The sequence below is a fragment of the Streptomyces sp. NBC_01298 genome, from assembly GCF_035978755.1.
Taxonomy (GTDB): Bacteria; Actinomycetota; Actinomycetes; order Streptomycetales; family Streptomycetaceae; genus Streptomyces.
Window position 1 is genome coordinate 1 of sequence record NZ_CP108415.1, and the last position, 16,346, is coordinate 16,346.

Sequence of the window (16,346 nt, forward strand, 5' to 3'; positions counted from 1 at the left end):
TGGGCGAGGGATGTAGGCCTCGTGCAGGCGCCCCTGCAGTTCCCGAAAGGCGATCAGCGAGCGGACTTTCCAGGTCTCGAGTACGGGCCCCACGAGTTCTCGCGGAGGGACGGCCAGGATCAGCTTGCAGTACTTCCCGGGGACAACGGGTGGGCCCCAGCGAAAGTGCGACGCGACAGCTAGTCTTGGGCTGGCCGAGGCCAGCCCGCGTGTCCTCTTCCAGGAGTTCACCTCAGCCGAGGAGGCGGCAGCCGGCGCGGACTGGATGTGGTGGTGGGTGGACCGGGACGGCACCTGCTTCGGCCTCCTCGCCCAAGCGAAGATCCTCAAAGTGCGCGGCCGCCGGTGGACTGTCGACTTCGGGTACACGACAAAGGGGCACTCCCAAGCCCAGATCACCAAGCTCATCGAGGCGGCCGAGCCGTACTCCGTGCCCGCGGCCTACGTCCTGTACTGCGGGGACCGGAAGTACAGGGCGACTATGGAGTGCGTCCGTACTCACCGCGGTGTGCCGTGCCGGGACCGTGAGCGGGCCGGGGTGTCAGTGGCGTGCGCCCTGGTGGCCCAGGAGGCCACGAAGTCTCACCAGAACGCTGCTGGTGTGGAGGTCTTCCACGACGCGGTACCGCTGGAGGACATTGCGAACCCCGTCGAAGGGCTGGACGAGCCGGTCCACCCGTTGACACGCGAGCTGGACGAGGAACTTGCACGGTTCCTCCGGCAGCCGCAGAGGGGGGCCCGCCGTGTGGCCAAGGAGCTACTGCGCCCACTGGAGCGGATCAGGCTCGGCCAGTTCACCAGCGCAGCCACCCTGGAACGTTCGGCGTCGACCGCCGGCTCCCTCTTCCGGGACGTTCCCGCCGACCGCGGCCACTTCTCAGTGCCGTACCTCGACCACGTACTGCGCGGCCTGCGTACCGGTGTCCCCGACTACGTGCGCGACGTCATGGAGGGACGTACCTCTTCAGTCGGGATGGCCAACGCACTGGGGGGAATCGTGGTGATCACCGACGCGGATGCCCTCGGATAGCGAGCGACGGATCGTACGGACGGTCCCGGCCGCACGATCCGTCGCCGATGTTGAACCCCCAGAGCCTGCCCGTCAGACGTCTCAGCCGGCCTGGTGGGCCGCGTCCCGCCCAGCGGGCCGCCGGACGATGTTGTTGCCCGCCCGGCGGGAGAGCGCACGGCGAGGAGGCCAGATCGGGCAGCCCGGGGCTGGCACCGGCCTAGTCTCGGCTGGCTGCCCCGATGGACGGGCGCACCGGGAAAGGGAGCCGCCACCATGACCGACCAGCCGGCTGAAGCGACCAGTACGGGCCCGGACCCCACCCGCCTGACGCTACGGGTCGAGCACACCGCCCCGCTCATCGACGTTCCTGGGCTGGACCTCTGGCAGGTACAGATACAGGCTGACGGGGACCCCGTAGGGAGCCTGCGAGCCGTCCGCGGACTGTACGCGGGCGCCCGGCGGGACGAGACCGACTATGAGTGGGGCGAGACCTGCTCCGTCATGGAGGGCATGCCCTCCATCGACCTGGCGGCAGCGTCCGAGCAGGACTGGCTCCCCGAGGAGGACAAGCAGCTGGCTGAGCTTCGCTCCCGGCTGTCCGCTTGGGGAGGGTCCTGTGCCGTGGTGGCCGAGCAGCTGCTGAGCGATGAAGTAGTGGGGCTGAGGGAATTCGGGTCCCTCAACGTGCTCGTCTTCGACCAGTTCTTCCTGTCGGCACCCTGGAATGATCCCGTCACCGCGGCTTGCGCGATCTCTGCGGTGGCCGGCCGGGCGGCCGGTGGTGACTTCCTGCTGGTCTTCCCCGCAGGGACGGCCACGGGAGGAGCCGATGCCGCCCTCCTGGAAGAGGCGGGACGCCTGCTGTGGGCGGAGCAGTACTCCGACGACCTGTACTGCCTCGACCTCAAATTCGACCATGGAGAGGGCCTCGCAGAGGCCTGGGAACTACTCCTCTCCCGGGTCCCAAGCTGAATGCCGCGCTCGGCCGGAGCGGTCACCGCAGGACGTTGCCACCATCTGGCGCGCCCGGACAACGATCGCTCGATCGAGATGGTGCCCGCCCAGGCCCCACCTCGCCCCATGAACCCGCTCCAGACACCGCAGGGCTCGACGTAGCCACCCGAAGGGAAAATGGCCTCTGTGACCGAATCCAGCTCCGATGACGCCAGTAGCTCGTCGCCGGCCAGGGGCGCGCACCCGATTCACTCATGGCAATCCGACGAGATCGATAGCCTCAACAGCCCTGTGGGCGTCGTGGGGACCCTGCTGTCAGCCTTCGTCTTCGCCTGCCTCTTCACGTACACCCTGGCGCACTACCGATCCTGGGACGGCATAGCAGCGTTTGTACTGTCCGTGCTTCTGGCGCTCCTGGGGGCCCTTGCCGTAGTCCCCTACAGCCTGACGAACAGCGCAGGGCGGGCGGGACTGGGACAACGCATCTTCATGTGGGGAGGTGGCGCGGTTCTCGCAGGCCTCGAGCTGTCCGCTGCGGTACTCGGTGATGCGACCTTCTCCATGGCGGCGCTGATCGGGATGGTCGCTGCCCTTGTGATCCCCAGCTTCGGGGAAATCCTGGCTATCGGGGCGGCTGCCGAAGAGTCCTACTAGAGATTGTCCGGCCGAACACGGGGGTGGGGCCCGGTCGGTCGGGCATCATGCGGCGGTGAGCATCATCGTGAAGTTCTTCGTGGCACCGGACGATGCGGCCGCTGCCCGCGTTGTTGGGGGCGGACCGGGGCTCGCATTCGAGTCTGTCTCGTTTGGCAACTTCGATTCCGAAGGTGCTGCGGTGGAGTGGGAGTGCCTCTTCTTCGGAGACGACTTCGAGGAGCTCCTGGAAGGCGGCGAGCCGCGTATTGTCGCTGGTGAGGACGATGACGGATGCATCGTCTTCGCGCTCTCCGCTCGTCTGGTGGATGCTCTGGCCGAGGCGGAACCGTTCCGGCTGCTTGAGGTCGCCGCGGAGTGGACCAGACAGCGGGCCGAAGACGGCGAAGAGATCAACCCTGATGTGGCCGCCGAGGTGCTGGGAAGCCTGGGCACTCTGGCCCGTGGGGTAGGAGCACATGGCCACGGCGTGTACTGCTGGGTCGCGTAGGGGTCAGGTTCGGAGCCCAGCCGGACAGTCTCCAGGCCGAACGAGGCGGTCTCCAGCATCATCAGTGACTCCAACGGCCAGAAACCAGCGCCCAGTTATTGCGATCATCGCAATCTGTTGCGATGATCGCAACATGCATCCGATCGTTGAACTCGCCGCCCTAATCCACCCGATGCCCGAACCGGGCACCCCCGACCCGGACGACATCCTCGCCGACGTGCGCGAGGACGTGCACCGCCTGCGCAGGGAGTACGCCGACGACCTCGAAGCCACCGCCTTCGGCAGCGACACCGACCCGCTGATCGCGGCCCTGCAGAAGGAGCAGGGGGCCAAGGAGGCGGCGGACCGGCGCATCCGCACCCTCCTGGCCTACGCCCGCGAGTTCCACCCCCCGCGCCGTTACTCGCTCCACGAGCTCGGCGAAGCCTCCGGCTACACCTTCTCCGGCGTACGCACCGCCTACGGCGACCCCGAAATCACCCTCGTTCAGGGCCAGATCGGCCGCACCCCGCGGCGCGCCGCCGAGGAGCAGGAGTCGCCGTGACCGTCCAGCCGGCGCGCAACGCCCCGCCGCAGGCCCCGACAGCGCATCACCTCGCGCGCCATCCCTCTCTGCCCCCCTACCTGGAGACGGCCGCCGACCTCCGCCAGCAGATCCACTCCGGCCACCTCCCGCCCGGCCACCTGCTGCCTCCCCTCCGCGTCATGGCCGAGCACTACAAGATCGCCATCGCGACCACGCGGTCCGCCCTGCGGGTCCTCCAAGACGAAGGCCTGGTATACACCAGGCAGGGCCGCGGATCGTTCGTCGCAGAGCCCCCGTACTCCGTGACGCCTACCGGAATCCCGCCCACCTGCGAATGCGCGCGGCTGGAGCGACGCCTCGACGAACTCACCGCCGCTCTCCGAGACCTGCTGCAGCCGCCGCCTCAGAGCCGGCTCGGCCGAATGACAGCAGCTCAGAGCGGGTGACCGTCAACAACGGCGTGCGCGCACCTCCACCGGAACCGACGCTCTGCGCGAGCCGGACAGACCCGGCCTGCCGCACGCACTGCCGGACCACGCGGCATGACCACTACGCTCCGAACCGCAAGGGAGGGACACCACCGATGCTCAAGGCACTCCGCGACGTCACCGTCCGTATGTCCGGCCGAATCCCCGAACAGGACATCGACCTGCGCACCCTGTACCGCCTGCGCATGCCCAACGGCAACTACAACCCCGGCCGGATCCTGGAAACCCACCGCCTCTGGGAACGCCGCTGGAACGACGCCACCCCCTTCGTCTCCGCCGAGACCAAGCCCTCCCGCACCGAACACCGCGTCGTCGGCCTCCTCGCGGTGGCCGACCACACCGTCGGCGCAGGCAGCCCCGAACACCTCGAAGCCCTGCGCCAGGTACCCCTGCTCGTCCTCGTCGACGACCCGGACCAGGCGCGCCAGGCCTTGATGTCCTTCCAAGAGGAGATGTCCCGCCTCGGCCCGGAAGAGCGGGTCGGCGGCCTCGTCTTACAGTCCCGCACCTTCATGCGGAACATCACCGTCGCCGACCCCCACCGCATCCGCCCGCTCACCGTCTGACGAGCCGGTAGAAAGGACCGTCCTCCATGACCTCCACCAGGGATGACCACAAGGCCGCGATCGAGGCCGCCAAACAGCGGATCCCGTCGCTGGAGCAGCTGTTCCTGGGCTGGCCGACGACCCGCCCCCAGATGCCCAACGCGGCCCACGCCGAAGCCGAACTGTACGAGACCAGCGGCTTCGACGACCCCAGGCTGGTGCTCTACACCGGGATCAGCCGCCTACCCCACCTGACCGTGGGCTGGGCGCTGTTCGGGTCCACCCGCAACGTCCACCCCGGCCACCCCTCCCTCCCGCACGCACTCCGGGAGGCACTGACGGATCCCGACGCCGCGCGCGCCCTGCAGTTCATGGCCGCGGACCACCAGGAGACCGACGAGGCCGCCACTGAGACACTCTCCGACCCCCGGACCGTCCGTACACTCGCCGGCCTCGCCTCGACCGCACACCTGGACCACCAGGGGCAGCCACTACGAGTCGACGTCGGCACGCAGATCTACGCGTACCACCCAGGCCCCCTCCGCCTGGGCTCCACCACCACCGACCTCGTGTGCATCGGCAGCCCGATCTGGATCGCCGGAGCCTGACAGCAAAGACGGCCGAGCGCCGAACCGGTCCACCCAGTTCCGACAAGGGGCACCAGGCGCGCCGCGTGCGGTAGCGGCCTACGCCCACGGGGCCCGTCAGCGACGGGACTCCGCAGCAGCCTTGCGCCTGGCCTCGACCTCGGGCGGAAGCGGGAGAACCGGCACGTCGGCCGGGTTGCTCGGACCCTCGTCATGAACACCATCGGGTCCGGCGACTGCCGACCAACGACTGACCTCGCGGGCCTGGTGCGCGGAGACTTCCCACAGGGAGTGGCCCACTCCCATCGTGTCCGCAGCGCCCATGTCGAACCAGTTGATCCGCATGTACCCGCCGTACAGGGCCAGCGCCGTCGCCATCCACTCCACCGCCCGCGGGTCGACGTCGGCGGCCCACCCGTCGCAGTGGGGGTGCGTCTTGTACTCGAAGTAGCCGAAGCCCTCCTGCCGGGCGAAGGCCGGGAGAGGGCCGGACGCTGGCAGCCGGCCGCGGCCGTCGCTCGACAGATACATCTCGCGCGCCGCGCACCCGGGATCGTCGCAGGACACCTCGGTGTCGGACAGCCGCAGCCACAGTGCCACGGTCACGTCCTGTCCATTCTCGGTGGGTGCCGACCACAGCCGCTGACGGCACTGCGACGCCTCGTGATCGCGCAACCGCCACTGCTCGGGGTGGTCATGCGACAGGCGGTGGAGGTAGTGGCCGACCAGGCGCCACGCCTCCTCGGCCGACGGAGTGATCGCGTGGGCGGTCTCGGCGCTCATGCGCCGGAGTGTAGAGCCGGGGGAGAGACCTCAGTTACGCGAACGCCGAGATTCAACCCGAGGAGTGGATCAGCCGAGCCGGAGACTTGCGCTGAGCACAACGGGCAGGACCTGCACTCAGCGCAACCCACTCACAGGCCTTGTTCGAGTACGCCGGCAGACGCACTTCCACACACGCACCCCGGGGCCGGTAGAGGGCCGGGCCCGGGGAGCGCGGCGGCCCATGGGGATAGGCGCTGGCTACGGAATCTCGTTCAGCACCCGAGCCGCCAGCTCAGCCTCGCCCTCGGCCAGGACAAGGCTTCCGTCCTCGTCTTCGGTCCATTCCCAGCCGTCGCCGAGGTCGGAGAGGTCCCCGGACCAGACGAGTTCGTACTCGCCTTCCTGGAGGAACACATCGTGAACGATGGCGAGGCTTCCGTCCGGCTCGCGGGCCAGGACGAAGCGGCCTCCCTGCTCCAGAACGGCGCTGACGTGGGCGGTGGTGACAGTCTCATGGGTCGTCATATGTCCTCCAGTGACAGAACAGGGCCTACCAAGGCAGGCGGTATCGACGTGGCTGCGATGGCAGCAGACATCCCCGGGCGGGGGCACGCGATTCCCGTACGTGCGGGAGGACGGAGGGCATGGGCGCGATCAAGTCCGGACCGCGTGCCCTCCTGCACGACGAGCGTATGACTCCGCAAGTGTGGGCCTGCGAAGCCACGCCGGAACGCGCCGCGAGCCCCTGCACGGATCGAACTCAGGTCGGCGCTCAAGCCCTGGCACAGTCCAAGTAGCGGGCGCCCGCCCTACGAGGAGCGACGAAGAATCCGGGCCGCCTTGCACTGAGCGCAAACCCATCCGGATTGCACGAGGTGCAATCCGGCGCAGTACAGCCGACTTGCATCTCGTGCAACACCTTCACCCGGTGGCGTCCCCGCGCTGCGCCAGCTCATCGACCGCCCAGCCGAGCCCCCACCCCGCGTAAGCCTCAAGCGCCTCCTGCTCCAGTCCAGCTCGCCGTTCACGTGCCTTGTTCAAGCGCGCCAGGAGCCGTACCTCCACGCCGTCGACGGTGACGGTCCAGTCGGCCCGCACCGCATGCCGTCCACGCGCATCGACGAGAGGACCCACCTCCCCGACGTACTGTCGCGCAGCCTCTACAACGGCCTGCGCCCTTTCCCCCCGCGGCCGCCTCACCACAGCTGCCCCCGAGGGCTTCGCGGGCACCACGACTCCGCGTTTGGCCAGCGCAAGCACCTGCTGCTCATCCAACTGCCCCCCGCGCCGCAGCTGGCTATCCAGCCACGCCCCGAGGTCCTCACCGCCGTACGCGCGACTACCCGCCATCAGTTCCTCGACCGACCCGCCGTCGGCGACATACAGGTCCAGCAGCACCAGGTGCCGCTGCCACGCGGCATCCCACGGCCCCTGAACCCGCCACGGCACCCCCAGCCCATCGAGCTCGGCCTCAAGGCGCGCGCCGGGCCGCCGCGCCTCGGTCATCAGCCGGCCGACAGCCACCTCCTGCCCGTCGACCTCGAACGTCTCGGCCTGCCGGGGAGCTGGTCGCCTACGCGCACGCACGCAGGCACCTACTCCCCCGGCAGGCCGAGACGTTCGAGGTCGACGGGCAGGAGGTGGCTGTCGGCCGGCTGATGACCGAGGCGCGGCGGCCCGGCGCGCGCCTTGAGGCCGAGCTCGATGGGCTGGGGGTGCCGTGGCGGGTTCAGGGGCCGTGGGATGCCGCGTGGCAGCGGCACCTGGTGCTGCTGGACCTGTATGTCGCCGACGGCGGGTCGGTCGAGGAACTGATGGCGGGTAGTCGCGCGTACGGCGGTGAGGACCTCGGGGCGTGGCTGGATAGCCAGCTGCGGCGCGGGGGGCAGTTGGATGAGCAGCAGGTGCTTGCGCTGGCCAAACGCGGAGTCGTGGTGCCCGCGAAGCCCTCGGGGGCAGCTGTGGTGAGGCGGCCGCGGGGGGAAAGGGCGCAGGCCGTTGTAGAGGCTGCGCGACAGTACGTCGGGGAGGTGGGTCCTCTCGTCGATGCGCGTGGACGGCATGCGGTGCGGGCCGACTGGACCGTCACCGTCGACGGCGTGGAGGTACGGCTCCTGGCGCGCTTGAACAAGGCACGTGAACGGCGAGCTGGACTGGAGCAGGAGGCGCTTGAGGCTTACGCGGGGTGGGGGCTCGGCTGGGCGGTCGATGAGCTGGCGCAGCGCGGGGACGCCACCGGGTGAAGGTGTTGCACGAGATGCAAGTCGGCTGTACTGCGCCGGATTGCACCTCGTGCAATCCGGATGGGTTTGCGCTCAGTGCAAGGCGGCCCGGATTCTTCGTCGCTCCTCGTAGGGCGGGCGCCCGCTACTTGGACTGTGCCAGGGCTTGAGCGCCGACCTGAGTTCGATCCGTGCAGGGGCTCGCGGCGCGTTCCGGCGTGGCTTCGCAGGCCCACACTTGCGGAGTCATACGCTCGTCGTGCAGGAGGGCACGCGGTCCGGACTTGATCGCGCCCATGCCCTCCGTCCTCCCGCACGTACGGGAATCGCGTGCCCCCGCCCGGGGATGTCTGCTGCCATCGCAGCCACGTCGATACCGCCTGCCTTGGTAGGCCCTGTTCTGTCACTGGAGGACATATGACGACCCATGAGACTGTCACCACCGCCCACGTCAGCGCCGTTCTGGAGCAGGGAGGCCGCTTCGTCCTGGCCCGCGAGCCGGACGGAAGCCTCGCCATCGTTCACGATGTGTTCCTCCAGGAAGGCGAGTACGAACTCGTCTGGTCCGGGGACCTCTCCGACCTCGGCGACGGCTGGGAATGGACCGAAGACGAGGACGGAAGCCTTGTCCTGGCCGAGGGCGAGGCTGAGCTGGCGGCTCGGGTGCTGAACGAGATTCCGTAGCCAGCGCCTATCCCCATGGGCCGCCGCGCTCCCCGGGCCCGGCCCTCTACCGGCCCCGGGGTGCGTGTGTGGAAGTGCGTCTGCCGGCGTACTCGAACAAGGCCTGTGAGTGGGTTGCGCTGAGTGCAGGTCCTGCCCGTTGTGCTCAGCGCAAGTCTCCGGCTCGGCTGATCCACTCCTCGGGTTGAATCTCGGCGTTCGCGTAACTGAGGTCTCTCCCCCGGCTCTACACTCCGGCGCATGAGCGCCGAGACCGCCCACGCGATCACTCCGTCGGCCGAGGAGGCGTGGCGCCTGGTCGGCCACTACCTCCACCGCCTGTCGCATGACCACCCCGAGCAGTGGCGGTTGCGCGATCACGAGGCGTCGCAGTGCCGTCAGCGGCTGTGGTCGGCACCCACCGAGAATGGACAGGACGTGACCGTGGCACTGTGGCTGCGGCTGTCCGACACCGAGGTGTCCTGCGACGATCCCGGGTGCGCGGCGCGCGAGATGTATCTGTCGAGCGACGGCCGCGGCCGGCTGCCAGCGTCCGGCCCTCTCCCGGCCTTCGCCCGGCAGGAGGGCTTCGGCTACTTCGAGTACAAGACGCACCCCCACTGCGACGGGTGGGCCGCCGACGTCGACCCGCGGGCGGTGGAGTGGATGGCGACGGCGCTGGCCCTGTACGGCGGGTACATGCGGATCAACTGGTTCGACATGGGCGCTGCGGACACGATGGGAGTGGGCCACTCCCTGTGGGAAGTCTCCGCGCACCAGGCCCGCGAGGTCAGTCGTTGGTCGGCAGTCGCCGGACCCGATGGTGTTCATGACGAGGGTCCGAGCAACCCGGCCGACGTGCCGGTTCTCCCGCTTCCGCCCGAGGTCGAGGCCAGGCGCAAGGCTGCTGCGGAGTCCCGTCGCTGACGGGCCCCGTGGGCGTAGGCCGCTACCGCACGCGGCGCGCCTGGTGCCCCTTGTCGGAACTGGGTGGACCGGTTCGGCGCTCGGCCGTCTTTGCTGTCAGGCTCCGGCGATCCAGATCGGGCTGCCGATGCACACGAGGTCGGTGGTGGTGGAGCCCAGGCGGAGGGGGCCTGGGTGGTACGCGTAGATCTGCGTGCCGACGTCGACTCGTAGTGGCTGCCCCTGGTGGTCCAGGTGTGCGGTCGAGGCGAGGCCGGCGAGTGTACGGACGGTCCGGGGGTCGGAGAGTGTCTCAGTGGCGGCCTCGTCGGTCTCCTGGTGGTCCGCGGCCATGAACTGCAGGGCGCGCGCGGCGTCGGGATCCGTCAGTGCCTCCCGGAGTGCGTGCGGGAGGGAGGGGTGGCCGGGGTGGACGTTGCGGGTGGACCCGAACAGCGCCCAGCCCACGGTCAGGTGGGGTAGGCGGCTGATCCCGGTGTAGAGCACCAGCCTGGGGTCGTCGAAGCCGCTGGTCTCGTACAGTTCGGCTTCGGCGTGGGCCGCGTTGGGCATCTGGGGGCGGGTCGTCGGCCAGCCCAGGAACAGCTGCTCCAGCGACGGGATCCGCTGTTTGGCGGCCTCGATCGCGGCCTTGTGGTCATCCCTGGTGGAGGTCATGGAGGACGGTCCTTTCTACCGGCTCGTCAGACGGTGAGCGGGCGGATGCGGTGGGGGTCGGCGACGGTGATGTTCCGCATGAAGGTGCGGGACTGTAAGACGAGGCCGCCGACCCGCTCTTCCGGGCCGAGGCGGGACATCTCCTCTTGGAAGGACATCAAGGCCTGGCGCGCCTGGTCCGGGTCGTCGACGAGGACGAGCAGGGGTACCTGGCGCAGGGCTTCGAGGTGTTCGGGGCTGCCTGCGCCGACGGTGTGGTCGGCCACCGCGAGGAGGCCGACGACGCGGTGTTCGGTGCGGGAGGGCTTGGTCTCGGCGGAGACGAAGGGGGTGGCGTCGTTCCAGCGGCGTTCCCAGAGGCGGTGGGTTTCCAGGATCCGGCCGGGGTTGTAGTTGCCGTTGGGCATGCGCAGGCGGTACAGGGTGCGCAGGTCGATGTCCTGTTCGGGGATTCGGCCGGACATACGGACGGTGACGTCGCGGAGTGCCTTGAGCATCGGTGGTGTCCCTCCCTTGCGGTTCGGAGCGTAGTGGTCATGCCGCGTGGTCCGGCAGTGCGTGCGGCAGGCCGGGTCTGTCCGGCTCGCGCAGAGCGTCGGTTCCGGTGGAGGTGCGCGCACGCCGTTGTTGACGGTCACCCGCTCTGAGCTGCTGTCATTCGGCCGAGCCGGCTCTGAGGCGGCGGCTGCAGCAGGTCTCGGAGAGCGGCGGTGAGTTCGTCGAGGCGTCGCTCCAGCCGCGCGCATTCGCAGGTGGGCGGGATTCCGGTAGGCGTCACGGAGTACGGGGGCTCTGCGACGAACGATCCGCGGCCCTGCCTGGTGTATACCAGGCCTTCGTCTTGGAGGACCCGCAGGGCGGACCGCGTGGTCGCGATGGCGATCTTGTAGTGCTCGGCCATGACGCGGAGGGGAGGCAGCAGGTGGCCGGGCGGGAGGTGGCCGGAGTGGATCTGCTGGCGGAGGTCGGCGGCCGTCTCCAGGTAGGGGGGCAGAGAGGGATGGCGCGCGAGGTGATGCGCTGTCGGGGCCTGCGGCGGGGCGTTGCGCGCCGGCTGGACGGTCACGGCGACTCCTGCTCCTCGGCGGCGCGCCGCGGGGTGCGGCCGATCTGGCCCTGAACGAGGGTGATTTCGGGGTCGCCGTAGGCGGTGCGTACGCCGGAGAAGGTGTAGCCGGAGGCTTCGCCGAGCTCGTGGAGCGAGTAACGGCGCGGGGGGTGGAACTCGCGGGCGTAGGCCAGGAGGGTGCGGATGCGCCGGTCCGCCGCCTCCTTGGCCCCCTGCTCCTTCTGCAGGGCCGCGATCAGCGGGTCGGTGTCGCTGCCGAAGGCGGTGGCTTCGAGGTCGTCGGCGTACTCCCTGCGCAGGCGGTGCACGTCCTCGCGCACGTCGGCGAGGATGTCGTCCGGGTCGGGGGTGCCCGGTTCGGGCATCGGGTGGATTAGGGCGGCGAGTTCAACGATCGGATGCATGTTGCGATCATCGCAACAGATTGCGATGATCGCAATAACTGGGCGCTGGTTTCTGGCCGTTGGAGTCACTGATGATGCTGGAGACCGCCTCGTTCGGCCTGGAGACTGTCCGGCTGGGCTCCGAACCTGACCCCTACGCGACCCAGCAGTACACGCCGTGGCCATGTGCTCCTACCCCACGGGCCAGAGTGCCCAGGCTTCCCAGCACCTCGGCGGCCACATCAGGGTTGATCTCTTCGCCGTCTTCGGCCCGCTGTCTGGTCCACTCCGCGGCGACCTCAAGCAGCCGGAACGGTTCCGCCTCGGCCAGAGCATCCACCAGACGAGCGGAGAGCGCGAAGACGATGCATCCGTCATCGTCCTCACCAGCGACAATACGCGGCTCGCCGCCTTCCAGGAGCTCCTCGAAGTCGTCTCCGAAGAAGAGGCACTCCCACTCCACCGCAGCACCTTCGGAATCGAAGTTGCCAAACGAGACAGACTCGAATGCGAGCCCCGGTCCGCCCCCAACAACGCGGGCAGCGGCCGCATCGTCCGGTGCCACGAAGAACTTCACGATGATGCTCACCGCCGCATGATGCCCGACCGACCGGGCCCCACCCCCGTGTTCGGCCGGACAATCTCTAGTAGGACTCTTCGGCAGCCGCCCCGATAGCCAGGATTTCCCCGAAGCTGGGGATCACAAGGGCAGCGACCATCCCGATCAGCGCCGCCATGGAGAAGGTCGCATCACCGAGTACCGCAGCGGACAGCTCGAGGCCTGCGAGAACCGCGCCACCTCCCCACATGAAGATGCGTTGTCCCAGTCCCGCCCGCCCTGCGCTGTTCGTCAGGCTGTAGGGGACTACGGCAAGGGCCCCCAGGAGCGCCAGAAGCACGGACAGTACAAACGCTGCTATGCCGTCCCAGGATCGGTAGTGCGCCAGGGTGTACGTGAAGAGGCAGGCGAAGACGAAGGCTGACAGCAGGGTCCCCACGACGCCCACAGGGCTGTTGAGGCTATCGATCTCGTCGGATTGCCATGAGTGAATCGGGTGCGCGCCCCTGGCCGGCGACGAGCTACTGGCGTCATCGGAGCTGGATTCGGTCACAGAGGCCATTTTCCCTTCGGGTGGCTACGTCGAGCCCTGCGGTGTCTGGAGCGGGTTCATGGGGCGAGGTGGGGCCTGGGCGGGCACCATCTCGATCGAGCGATCGTTGTCCGGGCGCGCCAGATGGTGGCAACGTCCTGCGGTGACCGCTCCGGCCGAGCGCGGCATTCAGCTTGGGACCCGGGAGAGGAGTAGTTCCCAGGCCTCTGCGAGGCCCTCTCCATGGTCGAATTTGAGGTCGAGGCAGTACAGGTCGTCGGAGTACTGCTCCGCCCACAGCAGGCGTCCCGCCTCTTCCAGGAGGGCGGCATCGGCTCCTCCCGTGGCCGTCCCTGCGGGGAAGACCAGCAGGAAGTCACCACCGGCCGCCCGGCCGGCCACCGCAGAGATCGCGCAAGCCGCGGTGACGGGATCATTCCAGGGTGCCGACAGGAAGAACTGGTCGAAGACGAGCACGTTGAGGGACCCGAATTCCCTCAGCCCCACTACTTCATCGCTCAGCAGCTGCTCGGCCACCACGGCACAGGACCCTCCCCAAGCGGACAGCCGGGAGCGAAGCTCAGCCAGCTGCTTGTCCTCCTCGGGGAGCCAGTCCTGCTCGGACGCTGCCGCCAGGTCGATGGAGGGCATGCCCTCCATGACGGAGCAGGTCTCGCCCCACTCATAGTCGGTCTCGTCCCGCCGGGCGCCCGCGTACAGTCCGCGGACGGCTCGCAGGCTCCCTACGGGGTCCCCGTCAGCCTGTATCTGTACCTGCCAGAGGTCCAGCCCAGGAACGTCGATGAGCGGGGCGGTGTGCTCGACCCGTAGCGTCAGGCGGGTGGGGTCCGGGCCCGTACTGGTCGCTTCAGCCGGCTGGTCGGTCATGGTGGCGGCTCCCTTTCCCGGTGCGCCCGTCCATCGGGGCAGCCAGCCGAGACTAGGCCGGTGCCAGCCCCGGGCTGCCCGATCTGGCCTCCTCGCCGTGCGCTCTCCCGCCGGGCGGGCAACAACATCGTCCGGCGGCCCGCTGGGCGGGACGCGGCCCACCAGGCCGGCTGAGACGTCTGACGGGCAGGCTCTGGGGGTTCAACATCGGCGACGGATCGTGCGGCCGGGACCGTCCGTACGATCCGTCGCTCGCTATCCGAGGGCATCCGCGTCGGTGATCACCACGATTCCCCCCAGTGCGTTGGCCATCCCGACTGAAGAGGTACGTCCCTCCATGACGTCGCGCACGTAGTCGGGGACACCGGTACGCAGGCCGCGCAGTACGTGGTCGAGGTACGGCACTGAGAAGTGGCCGCGGTCGGCGGGAACGTCCCGGAAGAGGGAGCCGGCGGTCGACGCCGAACGTTCCAGGGTGGCTGCGCTGGTGAACTGGCCGAGCCTGATCCGCTCCAGTGGGCGCAGTAGCTCCTTGGCCACACGGCGGGCCCCCCTCTGCGGCTGCCGGAGGAACCGTGCAAGTTCCTCGTCCAGCTCGCGTGTCAACGGGTGGACCGGCTCGTCCAGCCCTTCGACGGGGTTCGCAATGTCCTCCAGCGGTACCGCGTCGTGGAAGACCTCCACACCAGCAGCGTTCTGGTGAGACTTCGTGGCCTCCTGGGCCACCAGGGCGCACGCCACTGACACCCCGGCCCGCTCACGGTCCCGGCACGGCACACCGCGGTGAGTACGGACGCACTCCATAGTCGCCCTGTACTTCCGGTCCCCGCAGTACAGGACGTAGGCCGCGGGCACGGAGTACGGCTCGGCCGCCTCGATGAGCTTGGTGATCTGGGCTTGGGAGTGCCCCTTTGTCGTGTACCCGAAGTCGACAGTCCACCGGCGGCCGCGCACTTTGAGGATCTTCGCTTGGGCGAGGAGGCCGAAGCAGGTGCCGTCCCGGTCCACCCACCACCACATCCAGTCCGCGCCGGCTGCCGCCTCCTCGGCTGAGGTGAACTCCTGGAAGAGGACACGCGGGCTGGCCTCGGCCAGCAAGACCTGTGTCGCGGTCACTTCGCGCAAGGTCCCACCGTTGTCCCCCAGGAGTGCGGACAAACGGTCCACGGCCGTCCGGCCCCTCCGCAGAGCCTCGTAGGGGCCCGTACCAAGGTCAGAGAATCCGCTCATGATCACCTTTCGGGGCAGCTGCGGGGCCTGCGAGGCCCCATCCTCATCCTTACCGGCAGCAGGGGCCCTCTGGCGGCCACCCAGCCCACCGTGGGGTGATCACGGTCAGACAGGCACGTAGTCTGCCGCCGCTGTTCCTCATCCCCCGCTCTCGCCGGGCTCGGCAACGAGCTGGTCATCGCCGAGCCCCGCCCAGGAGAAGACCAGCAGCCGAGACGTCCAGCTGCGCCGTCGAGATCCAAATAGCCGCAAAAACCCTCGGGTTGACGGTACGCGGCCTACGATCGCGTCATGACGATCGCGCTGGAGGCCCCGCCCACTTCCATCACCCTGCGGTTCCTGGCGCTGGAGATCACCGGCCGCTGCCAACTCACCTGCCCTGCTCTCTGCTACGCGGGCTCGGGGCCGACCCGGGACCACGGCAGCATGACCGAGGAGGACTGGAACCGGACCATCGACGAAGCCGTCGCCCTCGGCGTCAAGGACCTCCAGCTCATCGGGGGCGAGCCGACCCTCCATCCGGCGTTCGCCCGGATGCTGCAGCGGGCCGTCGACGCAGGTCTTCGCGTCCGGGTCTACAGCAACCTGCTCCAGATCCGCGGTGAACACTGGCGGCTCTTCGAGCACCCCAGCGTGCGCCTGGCCACGACCTATCACAGCAGCCTCGCGGCCGAGCACGACGCGGTCACCGGCCGGACCGGTTCGCACAAGGCGACGCGCGCCAACATCGCCGAGGCCGTCAGGCGCGGCATCCGGCTGAAGGTCGCCATCCTCGACAGGGGTGACCTGGAACGCGCTGAGCGGGCCCGCGCCGAGATGCAGGCCCTCGGCGTCCACGAGGTACAGGTCAGCCAGGTGCGGGCTGTCGGCAACGCCGCGGGCACCACGATCCCCTCCACCGCGTCGCTGTGCGGGCGGTGCGGGGACCAGAAGGCGGCCGTCCTCCCGAACGGCAGCGTGTCGGTGTGCGAGATGGGCCGGTTCCTGACCGCGGGCAGCGTCAAGAACACGAGCCTGGCGTCGGTGCTGGCCAGCGACCGGTGGGCCGAGGTGACCGCGAGCATCCCGCGCCGCGCCGGGGCGGCCCTGTGCCCTCCTGACTGCGCGCCGAATGACGACAGCGCGTGCGGACCGGACAACTCCGGGCCGTGTGGCCCGGCCGACGATTCCTGACCTTCGACCGAGCGGACACGGA

At 69.1% G+C, this 16,346-nt stretch carries 23 protein-coding genes; 12 read left to right on the top strand and 11 right to left on the bottom strand.

All coding sequences use genetic code 11. The annotated features are described in order from the left end of the window. Positions 1-124: 124 nt before the first annotated feature. The 8 genes from OG730_RS41225 to OG730_RS41260 all read left to right on the top strand — a co-directional run bounded on the left by OG730_RS41225 (position 125) and on the right by OG730_RS41260 (position 5,277). Positions 125-1,030: a DUF6615 family protein gene (locus OG730_RS41225; protein ID WP_327309760.1), complete on the top strand. Its 906-nt coding sequence runs from the start codon at positions 125-127 to the stop codon at positions 1,028-1,030. A gap of 255 nt (positions 1,031-1,285) precedes the next feature. After that, complete coding sequence (locus tag OG730_RS41230) at positions 1,286-1,984, top strand: hypothetical protein (protein ID WP_327309761.1); 699 nt, start codon at positions 1,286-1,288, stop codon at positions 1,982-1,984. 168 nt (positions 1,985-2,152) lie between these two features. Continuing rightward, positions 2,153-2,620 carry a hypothetical protein gene (locus OG730_RS41235; RefSeq protein ID WP_327309762.1) on the top strand — a complete coding sequence of 156 codons (468 nt, stop codon included), beginning with the start codon at positions 2,153-2,155 and terminating at the stop codon, positions 2,618-2,620. A gap of 55 nt (positions 2,621-2,675) precedes the next feature. Next, on the top strand, positions 2,676-3,110 hold the full coding sequence (locus tag OG730_RS41240; RefSeq protein WP_327309763.1) for a hypothetical protein: 435 nt from the start codon (positions 2,676-2,678) through the stop codon (positions 3,108-3,110). A gap of 133 nt (positions 3,111-3,243) precedes the next feature. After that, entirely contained in the window at positions 3,244-3,654 is a 411-nt protein-coding gene (locus OG730_RS41245) for a hypothetical protein (RefSeq protein ID WP_327309764.1), read from the top strand. Further along, positions 3,651-4,082 carry a GntR family transcriptional regulator gene (locus OG730_RS41250; protein ID WP_327309765.1) on the top strand — a complete coding sequence of 144 codons (432 nt, stop codon included), beginning with the start codon at positions 3,651-3,653 and terminating at the stop codon, positions 4,080-4,082. Before OG730_RS41245 ends, OG730_RS41250 begins: the two co-directional genes overlap by 4 nt. A gap of 137 nt (positions 4,083-4,219) precedes the next feature. Further along, entirely contained in the window at positions 4,220-4,690 is a 471-nt protein-coding gene (locus tag OG730_RS41255) for a hypothetical protein (RefSeq protein WP_327309766.1), read from the top strand. Between the two features lie 26 nt (positions 4,691-4,716). Continuing rightward, positions 4,717-5,277 (top strand): hypothetical protein, encoded by a 561-nt coding sequence (locus OG730_RS41260; protein ID WP_327309767.1) that lies wholly within the window; start codon positions 4,717-4,719, stop codon positions 5,275-5,277. Between the two features lie 96 nt (positions 5,278-5,373). Here OG730_RS41260 and OG730_RS41265 read toward each other — a convergent pair whose 3' ends face one another. From OG730_RS41265 to OG730_RS41275, 3 genes are all read right to left on the bottom strand, one after another. Continuing rightward, complete coding sequence (locus tag OG730_RS41265; RefSeq protein WP_327309768.1) at positions 5,374-6,039, bottom strand: hypothetical protein; 666 nt, start codon at positions 6,037-6,039, stop codon at positions 5,374-5,376. Positions 6,040-6,279: 240 nt separating this feature from the next. After that, positions 6,280-6,546, bottom strand: a complete 267-nt coding sequence (locus OG730_RS41270; RefSeq protein WP_327309769.1) for a hypothetical protein — start codon at positions 6,544-6,546, stop codon at positions 6,280-6,282. Positions 6,547-6,942: 396 nt separating this feature from the next. Beyond that, positions 6,943-7,608 carry a hypothetical protein gene (locus tag OG730_RS41275; RefSeq protein ID WP_327309770.1) on the bottom strand — a complete coding sequence of 222 codons (666 nt, stop codon included), beginning with the start codon at positions 7,606-7,608 and terminating at the stop codon, positions 6,943-6,945. A 53-nt stretch (positions 7,609-7,661) separates the two neighbouring features. Between OG730_RS41275 and OG730_RS41280 the strand changes: the two genes are divergently transcribed. From OG730_RS41280 to OG730_RS41290, 3 genes are all read left to right on the top strand, one after another. Continuing rightward, positions 7,662-8,264: a hypothetical protein gene (locus OG730_RS41280; RefSeq protein WP_327309771.1), complete on the top strand. Its 603-nt coding sequence runs from the start codon at positions 7,662-7,664 to the stop codon at positions 8,262-8,264. A 396-nt stretch (positions 8,265-8,660) separates the two neighbouring features. Then, positions 8,661-8,927 (top strand): hypothetical protein, encoded by a 267-nt coding sequence (locus OG730_RS41285; protein ID WP_327309769.1) that lies wholly within the window; start codon positions 8,661-8,663, stop codon positions 8,925-8,927. Positions 8,928-9,167: 240 nt separating this feature from the next. Continuing rightward, a complete protein-coding gene (locus OG730_RS41290) occupies positions 9,168-9,833 on the top strand; it encodes a hypothetical protein (RefSeq protein WP_327309768.1) in 666 nt (221 codons plus the stop codon). A gap of 96 nt (positions 9,834-9,929) precedes the next feature. Here the strand turns inward: OG730_RS41290 and OG730_RS41295 are convergent, their stop codons facing one another. From OG730_RS41295 to OG730_RS41330, 8 genes are all read right to left on the bottom strand, one after another. Continuing rightward, positions 9,930-10,490: a hypothetical protein gene (locus OG730_RS41295; RefSeq protein WP_327309767.1), complete on the bottom strand. Its 561-nt coding sequence runs from the start codon at positions 10,488-10,490 to the stop codon at positions 9,930-9,932. Positions 10,491-10,516: 26 nt separating this feature from the next. Continuing rightward, positions 10,517-10,987 (bottom strand): hypothetical protein, encoded by a 471-nt coding sequence (locus tag OG730_RS41300; protein ID WP_327309766.1) that lies wholly within the window; start codon positions 10,985-10,987, stop codon positions 10,517-10,519. A 137-nt stretch (positions 10,988-11,124) separates the two neighbouring features. Further along, the gene (locus tag OG730_RS41305; protein ID WP_327309765.1) at positions 11,125-11,556 is read right to left on the bottom strand and encodes a GntR family transcriptional regulator; all 432 of its coding nucleotides are present in this window, start codon (positions 11,554-11,556) and stop codon (positions 11,125-11,127) included. Continuing rightward, positions 11,553-11,963: a hypothetical protein gene (locus OG730_RS41310; protein WP_327309764.1), complete on the bottom strand. Its 411-nt coding sequence runs from the start codon at positions 11,961-11,963 to the stop codon at positions 11,553-11,555. Before OG730_RS41310 ends, OG730_RS41305 begins: the two co-directional genes overlap by 4 nt. A 133-nt stretch (positions 11,964-12,096) precedes the next feature. Further along, the gene (locus OG730_RS41315; RefSeq protein WP_327309763.1) at positions 12,097-12,531 is read right to left on the bottom strand and encodes a hypothetical protein; all 435 of its coding nucleotides are present in this window, start codon (positions 12,529-12,531) and stop codon (positions 12,097-12,099) included. Positions 12,532-12,586: 55 nt separating this feature from the next. Further along, positions 12,587-13,054, bottom strand: coding sequence for a hypothetical protein (locus OG730_RS41320; RefSeq protein WP_327309762.1), 468 nt, complete (start codon positions 13,052-13,054; stop codon positions 12,587-12,589). 168 nt (positions 13,055-13,222) lie between these two features. Next, a complete protein-coding gene (locus OG730_RS41325) occupies positions 13,223-13,921 on the bottom strand; it encodes a hypothetical protein (protein WP_327309761.1) in 699 nt (232 codons plus the stop codon). A gap of 255 nt (positions 13,922-14,176) precedes the next feature. Continuing rightward, entirely contained in the window at positions 14,177-15,037 is an 861-nt protein-coding gene (locus OG730_RS41330) for a DUF6615 family protein (RefSeq protein WP_327309772.1), read from the bottom strand. Between the two features lie 405 nt (positions 15,038-15,442). Between OG730_RS41330 and OG730_RS41335 the strand changes: the two genes are divergently transcribed. Then, the gene (locus OG730_RS41335) at positions 15,443-16,324 is read left to right on the top strand and encodes a radical SAM protein (RefSeq protein WP_327309759.1); all 882 of its coding nucleotides are present in this window, start codon (positions 15,443-15,445) and stop codon (positions 16,322-16,324) included. Positions 16,325-16,346: the final 22 nt, after the last annotated feature.